Origin of the sequence: Paenibacillus sp. FSL E2-0190, assembly GCF_037992965.1 — a bacterium.
Classification (GTDB): Bacteria; Bacillota; Bacilli; order Paenibacillales; family Paenibacillaceae; genus Paenibacillus_AQ; species Paenibacillus_AQ odorifer.
Map to the genome: position 1 here is coordinate 3,961,877 of NZ_CP150306.1, position 12,097 is coordinate 3,973,973.

Here is a 12,097-nt window from a genome sequence, read left to right on the forward strand (position 1 = left end):
CTACTTTATGTATAGGTTATCTCCAGAGAACTGGTATAGAAGAAATATACCTGCTAGCACTACTTGTATCATGACGCATTATTTCGCATCCTCAGTTTTTTTATTTTCTGGATCCTTATCTTCTTTTGAAGATCGATCCAGAACATATTCATCTTGAATTGCGTTGTACCTTTGTTTGTATTCATTGTATTTTTCGTAAGAGCAATTATCGTTATTGACAATATACAGACAAATATCCCTCAAAAGCATGTTAAGTTTATTAAGCATTGCAGTTTCTTGTGATGAACGGGTTTGAAAATTTCCAAAAGCATCCCAAGTATTTATTGCTGTCAAAAAAGCACTCAACACTACCGCAGTATTTTTAACTAACATTCCTGCATTAATCCCGAAGAGATTCTCTTCAGTATTTAATGTAATACCAAGAATAATCGTAATAAATAATGAAATAGCTATGGAAGCAAGTTTAAACCACCATGCTCTGTTAAGGAGCTTTTCTCCTGACTTTTTGCAAGCATCCATATCTAATTTAATAAAACCGATGAGCATGTTTATTTTAGACAAGACCGCCTTAGAATCCTGATTCCCCATAATTCACCCTATCTATGCATAAATGAAGTCATTGAACTTAAAAATGCTAATATTGGTTCGTCATCTATTACGTTATTCGTTATGACTTCCTCTAAAGTTACTTCGTCATGAATATTTTGCGGGGCGTCCCCTTCATCTTGTGAAACTTGACTATCTAAAGACAAAGGGGACTGATCTTTTAAATTAGAATCGCATCCCTTAAGAACATCAAATACACAGTTTTCATCTAATGTCTGCTGTTCTTCTTCTTTAAATTGTTTAATTCGGAAATTGATTTTCACGTATCTGACGACGTCAGATACTTTATACGACTTGTCGCATTCTTCACAGTACACAACATTATCCATATCATTTAAATCATCACGAGTCAGATATACACGAGAAGAGCATTGAGAAGAACATTCAAAATAGTAAATCATTTCGAAAACACCATCATCTTGTGCAAATAACATAAAAAACTTAAGAGCGATATTAAATTTTATATTTGCGAAATTCGCAAATTGGTAAGGGCTAAGATTTTTTTTGTAGGCTGAGTGATTCTTATCTAAAAAATCATCAAGTTGAGCAACTAGGGAAACAGGATAATCTGGTGAAGCAACCAAACTATCTTTAAAAATTCTCAGCAATCTTTCGTAATACATACTCTTCCTTCTCCTTTCTCCCTTCTCTTAATCGAGCATAATAATAAACTAGCAGTCCGCCATTTTTAGATTCCATTCTGACATCAACAAAGGAATTATTAATTTTCCAATGGAATCCGCCTTCTTGCATCCTTTCAGTTCTGTGTATAATTTCTTTAAGCTGCCAAAAGGCTTGTTGGCTATAAACCGGAGAACGTTTTTCGGCATTCTGTGAGGCTCTGCTAAAATCACCTTCACGAAATCCGAGCTTAAAGATCCAGCCTGTTCTAAAACGGGTATCTTCCATTGTTCTACAAATATCTTGATAAATTACAGCTTTAATTTGCTTGATATACTCCTCTTTCAGCTTTGGTTCAAGATTCTTTAAGCCAACATTCTTCATAAAATTGTCAATATGAAGCAAGTTCTCTTCTGTCATTTTTGAATCTAGGATCTCTTCTGCTTCTAAACTCAAATCCTTAAATAATTTATATATTGTTGAGTTTACAGTGTCTTCGTTAAGTTGCTGTAAACTAATTTTCATCCAATCAAATGAATCTGAGAAATCTCCTACCCCTGAAAGTGCGCTTCTTATAGAGTTTATAATTGCAAGAGGTTCGTTATCCATCCTATTGAACTGATTTTGGTTAAACTTAAACATTAAGAAATCATGTTCAAAATCTAAAGTGACCCCGCAGAAAACGCTTGTTTTACCATAATCGAGTTCTATGTTTGCGATACGAAACAAGAAATTTAATGTTTTTAAATCATCATTTGCAAAATAATCAGCTCTCGTGGTACAAAGGTTAATTCTTTTTGTGTTATCTTCCCACTCGACCAGGCTCTGATTAAACATAAGTTGAGGCATTCGAGAAAATATTCGTGTTATTTCTTTTCGATTCCTAGAAATTTCATGTAAGTAACTCGAGAACCTAAATACATAATGAATATTGTTATTAGCATAAAATAAATATTTGAATAAGAATTCATCGACCGCTTCAGAGGTTAAGGTTCCCACCTCCACAGAGGCAATCTCTTCTTCTAAAACACTTATATAATTTAAATATTTCAATTCTGTACCAGAGGCGGTGATTCTGGTGGTTCTACCTTTGACTTCGTTATCTTTCAAAAACCCTTTTAATTCTTGTATTTGAATGTTCTTTAACACTTTATCAGTTAGCAAAATAATCCCCCTCAAAGTTATGCTAGGGGTACCAAAATAATGACTATTGATAAACATCAACTTCACATTTAGTCTTGATTTATGTTAAAATTAAGACAGATGTTAAGAGGAAGGTGTCCCAAACACTTTGTCCTTATCAACAGACATTAAAGGTAGCCGCCTTTTTTGTCTGTTTTTATTTTACAAGAAATTGTAGAATTTTGGTAGGAATAATTTGCTACTTCAAGGTGTTTTTATCATTATGCACGAGCACATGTTCTTATTTCAAGATGTTTATTTCATGTTTACCCACTTACAAAAGCAAGTGGGCAAAAAATGACCCCACCAATGTCCGGCAGAGTCTAGTACTATATTATAAGGGGGTTATGTGATTACCTATAATTCTCTTAGCTTAAATAAGTATGAAGACAGGATAAAGATACTATTTAGCCTTGTTAGTCAATGTGGCTGTTTTAGTATATTATCCCCCGAGCAAATTAAGAATGAGGAACTGGACCAAATCTGGCATGCTTCGAAGCCCGGTATTTACGGAGTTCATCGTATAAACAAAAATAGACCAGTCGGGTTTGTACCTGACTGGTCTATTTTATTTCTGCTCTAAATTCAAATCGTCCCCGAACAAAATGAGCACCAGCGAGCTTAATTGAATCCGGTGTATACCTCTCTACAATTCCACCATAATCCATAAGATGACCTATTGGATCTGGGTCCATCCTAAACCATACGGATACCTTTGATTGGGCTAAGGCTGCTGTCAAAAATTCCGCATCACTCTCTAAGACTTTGTATGTAGCGCTCAAGTAATCACTCCCAAACAACAAAATACCCCACCAGCGATGGCAGGGTACGGTGCTTCCGTTGCTTTTATTTTAACGGGATAGGGAATGATTTGTAAATCCTATTCTTTTGTAGTTCCATCCCTCTTACTAAACGCTAGTTCAAACAATCCCGTTGCTGATAGTCCAGCAATTCCACCCGCCCACAAACGAAGCACTAAATCTAGCTCTGTGAATTTATAGCCAGCTGCACCGATCAGCAATCCAATAGCAAGCCCCACGAACGGGATTAGATTTTTAGGCATTGTGATATTATTCTTGACCAGTTGCACCAGAGCCAGCACAAATACGGCCAACACCGAAGCGTAGGCCAATACATCCGTTAAATTTTGATTTTCCATGCTTTACTTGTCCCCCTTTTGTTGTGCTGCCAGCCCAAGCCGATACAGAATTGTAATCATCCGTGCTTCCGAATATGTTGCTGATCCCGGTGTATCAATAACTGGCTTGCCATTGAGAACTGACGGCGTACATGCGAATGCCTTTAAAGCCTCTTTGGACCAGTCAGGAGGGTTCGTATTCGTCAATTCCAACAATAAAGTGCTAAGTTCCTTAATATCTGCAGCCTGTTTGAGAGACTGTTCTTTAAGTACATCTTTGCTATTAGTCAAGCCTGTTACGACTTTTAATAGCTCCTTCACTTGTTCTTCCAGTTCTGCAATTCTACTCATATCTTCATCTGCCTCCCCTTTTATTCGATCTAAAATAGCCGTTGCTTTTGCCATTGCTGTTTCTGATGGTTTGCTACCAGCTCTCAGCTGAGTAAGAGTTAAGCCAAAGACCATTTGGAAATGAGGATAATCCTTAAATGATGTCCAGTCACCGCCCCAATCAAAGCCGAGCTTCTTAGCCTCTTCCACTACTTCAATCCAGTCTTTTATGTTGTTTCCGTTGTAGTCTCGGTTCATATCCCATGAAACACTCGACCCATTAGGCAGCAGTAAAGCAAAATCAACAGCCAAACCAAAATTGTGGTAACTATACCCGCCCTTTGCATTGGTCACGATAGATCCGGGTTTTGTACGCCCTTGTGCGTAGAGAGCGTCTTGATCCGCAATTGTTCGTAATCCTTGAGTAATAAGAATAGGCACTCCCCGAGTGTAACAGCGTTCAATTAAAACTGTTGCAGCAGCCAATACAATGGGATGCAACCCTATCAATCTCGTAGATGATTTACTTTTCACTTGATCTAAGGTTAACATTACGCCCCTCCTTTAAATAAAAAAGCAATAATAGCGAAGATAGTACCGGCCAGAACGTATTTAAGTAGATCGATAAACACCTTCCGTTCGCTCTTACTATCCGTTTGCGATTGTTGTAATAACTGAAACACACGAGAATCCAATGTATCCCACCGCCGCATAATCTCGTTGAATTGGATCTTCATTTCGATTGTGGATTCTTTGATTTGTTTTACATCTTCCTCATGTCTAGACTGCTTCTCTTTTAGCAATCGCAGTTCAGTGCTAAATGTGGCATGTTCTGCGCCGAAGCGCATCAACTCGTCGGACATTCCGGACAAACGATTTTCAACATCATCCATACGATTCTCCAAGGCTACACCTCCGGTCCCTCCTCCTGAATTGACTCCCCCAACTGACATAAAACAACTCCCCTCTCTATCTATTGATCAATATAAATAGCCCCCGGATATGGTCCGAGGGCAAAATAAAAAACGCCTCAATGGGCGCCGTCTTTATTTATTCTTCTTCAGCAAGGAATTCAAGTCCGCTATCAACCAAAATTTCTTTTACTCCTGGTCTCAAAGTAGATGGAACCTCAATATATTTGGTCTTACCTAAGATTACGCGCTGTGCAAAAAACATAGCCATCATGATGTCACCCCCTTTCCTCTTTGACATGAACCAGTAAAAAATGCGCGCTATCATTTGTATATCTGCATTGCCATCTCAGCAATGATATCCTCAATAAAATCGGCACGTTCAGTTATTGCGTTGTTCTGTGCTTTTAAGAGCATGTTTTCTTTTTTTAGCATCTCAATTTCTGAGAGTTCGCCAGGCTTCGTCAACTCCGCAATCTCTTCTGGCGTTAAACCCTCGATCCATAAGTTATCAGGCTGTGCAGGAGGTGTATAAACTGGCTCAGGACCTTGTTCCTCTCCCTCCGCCCATTGCTCCCGCCAATCGTGTAGCTCGTCGGCATAGTCGCTCTGTGCCTCTAGTACAGCGCCCTGATATGCATTCCATGTGACCAAATCAAATCTTGGATGATATAATCCGTTCGGCAACGTAATGCCTACGAGATAACCGATGATCTCTCTTGGCTGTTCTGGTTCTTCGGATACGTCCGCCTCATCTTCGATCTCCCTGTCTTCCGGCAGATCTGGCGCTTCTTCCGGCTCTGGCTGAGCATAAATAGGGACAACCCCTGTAAAGGAATCGTCCTGTATTACGTCCTCTATATACAGACCATCCAGCCCGATTCTAGGTACTGCTTTCATGATAGCCACCTCCTACAGTTCCGCCTTGAATTTTATTACAGATAAATCAACTGAGGTAATTGCCCCATTAAATATAGCAACGGTACCGTCACCGTATAACACTACAACGCCAACCCCGCTACTGTTCGACACAGCAAATCTCATTGTCGATGCTGGCCTGTAACCTTCCGGAAGTTTAAATAGTGCCAAAGACAACGCCGTAGCATTAATTAAACCTCGTAAAGATACGATTGACGAGCTATCTTTATAATATTGAGCAACAAATTCTCCGTTCCCCACATTAGTCGCCCCGTTGAGCAACGTAGGTGTTATCCATGCTGGAGCATCCTTCTCCGCTTTCTTGGCTTCCACTACGGATACCCGCGCTAGGGCTTCATTCACTCCATCTGTAAGATCACGTAACTGTGCCTTCTCAGACGCTGCGTAAAAGCCAGTAACTCCCGGTACTGGCGATTTATCCAGTTTAATGTAAGAGACACTGTATGAGGCGGATGGATCAAATATTTGAGTCTTAACCCTCTGCAATCCATATGCATCAAGCGTATCTATTACCCATGACTGATCTATCAATCCATTTTTAAATACGGATAATATTGCTTGCGCTTTGTTTTTCAGGCGCGATTGTTCAAAACCTGCAAACGATGAGTTGATATACCACAAATTTCCGTAAGCAGCCCCACCAAATGGCATTGCTCGCTCTCGAGATACATACCCACTACCTACCTCTATGAAGTTATCTCCCTCAAGTAGGGATAGGCTGCCGTCTTCTTGAACTTGATCCGTCGTTACGGATGCAAGGCGGTATAGGAGTTGGTATGGCTGCCAACCAGGTGCACTTGTGCTCGGGATTGTTGTATATCCCCACACCGTATTGTCTTGATTCCGCCAAAATTTTTGCCCTGTGGTGTACGGTGTATTACGAGTTGTATTAACGTCTGCTGCCGAACCATCATACATCTTCCACCCGTTGAAGTAAGCTTTAATCTCGTCAGCACTCGGTGTATAGGAGTCTCCCCAACCGGAGTCTGAGGAAGCTATATTGAGATAAAAATTCGCATCTGACGTTAGTTGCCTGTAAGTATCCGCACCAGCAGCAAACACATTTACACTTGAGGGAGTATTTACTAGGCTTATACCGTTGTACTTAGTTACAAAGCCAATTAATCTGTTATCTCCTGCAAAAGTTGCAGCAAGTTTCGGCAGCTTGACAACTTTATAACCTGTAGCAGTCCCATGATATTCCCACAGCAAAGTTCCATCCGCAATCAACTCACGCCATAACCTCGTTACCTCATATCGCCCGTTAACCTCACGCAGTATATCCGGTTCGCTGCCATCCGTTGGGTTAGCGTGTAACTCTACTCCACCAAAGGCAATAAGGCTGTCTTCACGCGGTTGGAACGGTGTGGCGGTGTTGCCAAGTTCTAATTGAGGGTTAGAATAACCGAAACTACCTGTGGTTGAATTTGTTGTTGCAATATAAATAATCCCACTTGCTGGTGCAGTAAATGAGGTACTCGTTACACCATTAGTGCTGGATAAAATTGTTCCTGTACTATTAGTATCAACAATTAAAAAGTATGTGACTGTACTTGCAACATCTCCCTGTGAAAAGGTGTAGCGTTGTCCAGGTATAACATTGAGAGTTATATTACTGCGTTGAGAACTGCCAGTTGGATTAGCAATTAGCTTATAGGGTTCTGCTACTTTAGCGTATACATGTAGTACCCATGCTTGATCTGAAAATGGTGGTATCAAATTTCGACCATACCGTTTTACCCATAACCCATCTACTCCATTAATACCAGGAGGGACGAAAGGCCAGCGTTGTGCAATTTGATCCGATGTCATGCTGTCGAAAGAAGTGTAATCAGACGCCGATACTTCGATTACCCGGAGGCTATCGAACTGTACCCACCCCACGGTTCCTAATCCATTATAGTTGTATAAACGTAGGATGATAGTTCCCGATGTTGTCGGCATGAATTTAACTGAGTGTGTTTTTGTTGCGGCAGAAGTTACAGAGGAGGCATTGGTTATTGTACTTGTCCCACTCGCAGCAGCGAGATATGCGAGCGAGGTACCATCTGTTACAACATCCACGAGAGCCACATAGCGTTTACCAGACTCAACCGTAATATTACGCTCTAATCGTCTAGGTGTCCCCGTATCAGCTGCAGTTGAAGTAATACGTTGTGCCTTACCGCCGTTTATCGACACTAGGGATGGCGTTGCTCCGTAAAGCACAGCTGCCCAACCGTCGGCCATTCCGTCCGAGTTACTATCTGTTTTAAAACTGTCAGATAATAATGGCATTAACGTCCTACCCTGTACCTTTAATCCTTGTAGTCTAGCGTTCTTTGTGGCGTTTAAGATTTGCCTTCCTGCTGAGAGTGTAACGGCTGCTAGTGATTCAGTATCTAGTCTTGTAGACTTCTCCGCGAGTTCCGTCTCTATTTTATTAAGGTTTATTGCATTTACTGGCGTTCCAGTTTCACTGATCGTTCCCTCTGATGGAGTATGCGTTATACTACCATCAGCGTTAGACGTTTCAATGTACGTCCGAGGTCGTGAAACAACTCTATCTTTCCATACTGTTTTGTTATACGCCACTACAGAACCGCCTCCCCACTTGAAAAAGTACCACTGAATTTATAATTGTCTATGGTTTTGTTGAGTAACTCATACAGAAGAAATAAGTTGCGCTCAAGCCGATTCGCATCACTGTACCCGAAAGCTTGATCGGATGACCACGTAGTTTTACTAGCTTCCCATCCTGCTGGAATATAAAACTTACTTACCAATAGAGAGATATTGCTTTCAATCCTATTTAAGCTATCGAAATATTCAAACCTTGTCATTGTACGATTTAATACAACTGATAACGTGATGGTCTGACCTAGATAACTTCCAAGCATGGTGGCTAAATGTTGGATATTATTTTCGACTCGATTTAGATCATCAGAATTATAGAAATCAGTTGGAAGCCAATTAATTTTGGGTATTTGCCAAGGCAAGTTAATCACCTCTCACATTTATCGTTCTAATTTGAATATAGAACCTTGCCTTCGTTCATCCTGAATACTACAGAAAACGCTTGCTGATGTTGGATGATTTTAAATCTGAATCTGATAGGACCGTTTAAGTTGAAATTACCTGGTATAGATACAGTACCTAAGCCTGATATTTTAAACTGACGTGTTGGAACATCTAAAAACAAAGTATATGTCGGATAGGTTGAACTTCCGGAAATAGTTTGGGTAAATCCCACCTCCATTCCATTGGAATCAACTAAACATAAAGCTGCTATAGAAGATGATGAGCCACTTAAGCCAGCAATTGAAAATATTGCATCATTACTGAAAGCACTGAAATATCTTATCCCAGCTGGAACAGTAAATATATCAACTGTGTACCCTGCTGAATTACCACCAGAAGTGTAATCGAAGTCAATTGTTCCAGACATTCTTTCCTTTAGGTTGCCTACTATCCCACGGATGTTCACATTTTCTCTGACATTTCCCGGTATTAAGTTACTTTCAACAGCTTGCAATTGAGCTAAAGGAATTCTTATTTCGCCATTTCCTACTTGACCTGGATAATATCCTTCTGGGATATAAACAGCTAAATCCAAATTCGCCCAGTTGGCAACGCCATTAGAGCCAATAACGCCAGTACGATTTGGCATGGTTCCAGCCGTACCAGCTATTGTTGTCCCTGCCTTAACATTGGCTGCTGGGACATCAACAGCCGGCACTGTGATGGGTGTATCGTATATCCCTGCTGGCTTGACAACCGCCGTTGCTCCCGGAGTGACCGTACCACCAGTTTGAACCGGGAGTGTACCTGTAATATCCCCTGCATCCGTTGCCGCCGTTTTCCCCGCGCGGATATCTCCGGCTGTAGCATTGCCAGAGCCACCCGCGCTATCTGCCAAAAAATCCAACCCTACTTTACGAAATGTGTACGGTTTTCCAACTAATAGTTTTCCTGTAGCAAATGCAATGCCCTTTTGATCCTTTAAGGGAAACGCACCTAGTGCGTTTATATTCAAGGTTGGATTAACGCCATTTGTTACATGGGGCACAATCGTAATGCCAAATCCATCAGTCAATATCGTCGGCACCGGGTTCAGGATAACCGTGTATGCCGTTGCCGTCCCACTAGTTACTGAGTAACCTGGTTGCCTAACGTAATCCGCTACCCCACTGCCTACGGCCATAGAGATATCAGCTATTCCCTGCTCAATACGATTCATGTTATCCGCTATGATCGGAGTTCCTGCCTCTACAATCACACCTTCTTTAGGGACTAAGGTAACTGAACCATCTGCGTTATTCTGTAATTGAAAGGTCCGAGGTCTTTCAACTTCCCTGTTTTTCCATATCAATGGAACATAAGCCATCATATCCCGCCTTTCGTTTCCGTCTTTCCGGATAGATACCCGGCATATTCAAATTCTTGCTTTGTTATTCGGCTCTGCTTCTTAGCTCCAAAGCTATCCTCAACAATGACAATATCTCCGGGTTCTAGCGCAGGGTTCTGCCGCCAATTGACACTATACAACGCTCTTTGATTACTCTCACTTAAAAGCCAAGCAGCGACACCATGAGCTAGTGTCAGAGATTGAATCAATGGATTATCCAACTTTAAAGCTGTTCCCTCTTCCACTCCCACATTAGGAAATAGATATTCTGTTTTACTGCTACCACTGTAAACATTAATTGTTAAAGCTTTAATCAGCTTGCTGAGCTTTATTTGTGGCGGCGCGTATACATTATCAAACGAAATATTTTTCATCAGATATCCAGAGTCTGTTGCTACATAGGCAATGCCTGCATACATATCAGGTTCCCCGGCAAATTGTATATAAGTTGTTCGTGCGTCCAACTCTTTGAACTGGCGAACATTGAAATCTCCGGATCTCGCTTGATACACAGCACACTGTGAAGCAATCCCAATACATTGCATTGCCTTCCTGCTATTAATTTTTGCCGGAAACCCTGTTGTAGGTATATCCTGCAGCACAGGATCTAGATAGTACCCCGTTATCCCCGCTTTTGTCAGAACATCACTAGCCAAACCATACAAAGTCCCTGTATATGTCGTATTGTATTCATATTGGTCAAGCATCTCCAACGCATCACGTGCTGTGAAAGTTGTTGTCAATGCCCCTTCATTGCTCTGCCAATCAGTTAAATAATATTTTTTGATATCGATATACTCAAAGACGTCTGGTGCGATCTCTACACCGATTGAAGCGTTCACTTCCTGGCGTTTATTTAGGTATTTATAAAAGCCTTCTGGATTAAGAATATTAAATTCGCGATCAGTGTTATCTACCGTGAATTTCAGCTCATTAGCCGGTATAGTATCGCCTGTGACATTCATTTCCTCAATCAGATTCATTTTGATGAGCTTTTCTCCGGTGTACACTTCGACTAACCCAAAATCAATTTCAGTTATACGTGCTCTACGATATGGTTTAGCCCATTTCCTGATTGTGATAACAATCTTTCTGTATTTATCTAATCCACGCCGATACACATACAAGTTTTTCGTGTTACCCGTTACAGATAGATGGTCAATCACAGTATTGACTCCATTGAAGACATCGATATCAAAGTCTGCTGCATATTCATCTGTTGCAGGATCAAAAGCTATAGTAATTCCAGCAGTGCTATGATCATTTGTAAATGTAGAGGTAACTACTTGAGCAGGTGTAAATGCCCCGTTTGCATCTGAAAGTGTATTGCTCCACCATCCGAGCTCGAGACCGTCAGCAGCTGCTTCAGACTTCTTAGGCGGCAAACAAAACGTACCATCCAATCGCCAGTAATCTTTTTCAAAAGTTGCATATCTAGAGGACATTCGGCGTACCTTATTGTCCATCTGAGTGAGTCGGCTTATTTCCGCTTCAGACGTAACAGTGTACGTATTATCGTCGTAAGCAGTATTATCCAAAATATCAAACTGCACAGTTGCAATTGTCTTTCGACTAGGTGCATAAACAGCTTGCTTGTAGGCTAAAGATACTTCATTCAATCTACACACCTACCTTTCTATTAGATTGAATTTAATGTCTTTATAGCGGATATTACCATCAAAGAAATCTAGAGCTGGCGCATTTCTATCACCACTATAAAAGGTGCCTGTTTTATTACCGCCAGCTTGCGGATCAATATAAGTCACTGTAAAAAAAACTGGCGATACCGCATTTAGCACGGCAGCCAGTTCAGATTGACTTAAATATTTCCAAGCCAGTTCAATTTTCCGCTTAGTCGCTATTCGCTCCATGATCATAAGGCCGTTAGCATTGCGTTCACCCTTTGATAGATCTTGTATCGCTACCGAATAATCAGATGGAGTGGGTAGCGCCACTCCGTTCACAGTAATCATGTACCCACTC

14 protein-coding genes are annotated in these 12,097 nt (G+C 40.9%); all 14 read right to left on the reverse strand.

From position 1 onward, the window contains the following. Window positions 1–78: 78 nt before the first annotated feature. Entirely contained in the window at window positions 79–588 is a 510-nt protein-coding gene (locus tag NST25_RS17330; RefSeq protein WP_076275265.1) for a hypothetical protein, read from the reverse strand. Between the two features lie 8 nt (window positions 589–596). Beyond that, window positions 597–1,229 carry a hypothetical protein gene (locus tag NST25_RS17335; RefSeq protein ID WP_076275264.1) on the reverse strand — a complete coding sequence of 211 codons (633 nt, stop codon included), beginning with the start codon at window positions 1,227–1,229 and terminating at the stop codon, window positions 597–599. Next, window positions 1,198–2,391, reverse strand: coding sequence for a hypothetical protein (locus NST25_RS17340; RefSeq protein ID WP_340391914.1), 1,194 nt, complete (start codon window positions 2,389–2,391; stop codon window positions 1,198–1,200). Before NST25_RS17340 ends, NST25_RS17335 begins: the two co-directional genes overlap by 32 nt. Window positions 2,392–2,972: 581 nt before the next feature. Further along, window positions 2,973–3,191 carry a hypothetical protein gene (locus NST25_RS17345; RefSeq protein ID WP_340391916.1) on the reverse strand — a complete coding sequence of 73 codons (219 nt, stop codon included), beginning with the start codon at window positions 3,189–3,191 and terminating at the stop codon, window positions 2,973–2,975. A gap of 98 nt (window positions 3,192–3,289) precedes the next feature. Beyond that, complete coding sequence (locus NST25_RS17350) at window positions 3,290–3,568, reverse strand: holin (RefSeq protein ID WP_340391917.1); 279 nt, start codon at window positions 3,566–3,568, stop codon at window positions 3,290–3,292. 3 nt (window positions 3,569–3,571) lie between these two features. After that, the gene (locus NST25_RS17355; RefSeq protein WP_340391918.1) at window positions 3,572–4,429 is read right to left on the reverse strand and encodes a M15 family metallopeptidase; all 858 of its coding nucleotides are present in this window, start codon (window positions 4,427–4,429) and stop codon (window positions 3,572–3,574) included. Then, complete coding sequence (locus NST25_RS17360; RefSeq protein ID WP_076273758.1) at window positions 4,429–4,830, reverse strand: hypothetical protein; 402 nt, start codon at window positions 4,828–4,830, stop codon at window positions 4,429–4,431. Before NST25_RS17360 ends, NST25_RS17355 begins: the two co-directional genes overlap by 1 nt. Window positions 4,831–4,927: 97 nt before the next feature. Further along, the gene (locus NST25_RS17365; RefSeq protein ID WP_256715915.1) at window positions 4,928–5,062 is read right to left on the reverse strand and encodes a hypothetical protein; all 135 of its coding nucleotides are present in this window, start codon (window positions 5,060–5,062) and stop codon (window positions 4,928–4,930) included. A 50-nt stretch (window positions 5,063–5,112) separates the two neighbouring features. Further along, on the reverse strand, window positions 5,113–5,688 hold the full coding sequence (locus NST25_RS17370; RefSeq protein WP_340391920.1) for a hypothetical protein: 576 nt from the start codon (window positions 5,686–5,688) through the stop codon (window positions 5,113–5,115). 12 nt (window positions 5,689–5,700) lie between these two features. Then, window positions 5,701–8,301, reverse strand: coding sequence for a hypothetical protein (locus tag NST25_RS17375; protein WP_340391921.1), 2,601 nt, complete (start codon window positions 8,299–8,301; stop codon window positions 5,701–5,703). Continuing rightward, window positions 8,301–8,705, reverse strand: coding sequence for a hypothetical protein (locus tag NST25_RS17380; protein ID WP_340391923.1), 405 nt, complete (start codon window positions 8,703–8,705; stop codon window positions 8,301–8,303). The genes NST25_RS17375 and NST25_RS17380 overlap by 1 nt, the downstream gene beginning before the upstream one ends. A 26-nt stretch (window positions 8,706–8,731) precedes the next feature. Continuing rightward, entirely contained in the window at window positions 8,732–10,096 is a 1,365-nt protein-coding gene (locus tag NST25_RS17385; RefSeq protein ID WP_340391925.1) for a hypothetical protein, read from the reverse strand. Next, a complete protein-coding gene (locus NST25_RS17390; RefSeq protein ID WP_340391926.1) occupies window positions 10,093–11,733 on the reverse strand; it encodes a hypothetical protein in 1,641 nt (546 codons plus the stop codon). The genes NST25_RS17385 and NST25_RS17390 overlap by 4 nt, the downstream gene beginning before the upstream one ends. 9 nt (window positions 11,734–11,742) lie before the next feature. Further along, on the reverse strand, window positions 11,743–12,087 hold the full coding sequence (locus NST25_RS17395; protein WP_340391927.1) for a DUF6711 family protein: 345 nt from the start codon (window positions 12,085–12,087) through the stop codon (window positions 11,743–11,745). Between the last annotated feature and the right edge of the window lie 10 nt (window positions 12,088–12,097).

Coding starts and splice junctions, on each gene's coding strand:
- NST25_RS17330 (WP_076275265.1), bottom strand. CDS start 588: ATGGGGAATCAGGATTCTAAGGCGGTCTTGTCTAAAATAAACATGCTC.
- NST25_RS17335 (WP_076275264.1), bottom strand. CDS start 1,229: ATGTATTACGAAAGATTGCTGAGAATTTTTAAAGATAGTTTGGTTGCT.
- NST25_RS17350 (WP_340391917.1), bottom strand. CDS start 3,568: ATGGAAAATCAAAATTTAACGGATGTATTGGCCTACGCTTCGGTGTTG.
- NST25_RS17355 (WP_340391918.1), bottom strand. CDS start 4,429: ATGTTAACCTTAGATCAAGTGAAAAGTAAATCATCTACGAGATTGATA.
- NST25_RS17360 (WP_076273758.1), bottom strand. CDS start 4,830: ATGTCAGTTGGGGGAGTCAATTCAGGAGGAGGGACCGGAGGTGTAGCC.
- NST25_RS17365 (WP_256715915.1), bottom strand. CDS start 5,062: ATGATGGCTATGTTTTTTGCACAGCGCGTAATCTTAGGTAAGACCAAA.
- NST25_RS17370 (WP_340391920.1), bottom strand. CDS start 5,688: ATGAAAGCAGTACCTAGAATCGGGCTGGATGGTCTGTATATAGAGGAC.
- NST25_RS17385 (WP_340391925.1), bottom strand. CDS start 10,096: ATGATGGCTTATGTTCCATTGATATGGAAAAACAGGGAAGTTGAAAGA.
- NST25_RS17395 (WP_340391927.1), bottom strand. CDS start 12,087: ATGATTACTGTGAACGGAGTGGCGCTACCCACTCCATCTGATTATTCG.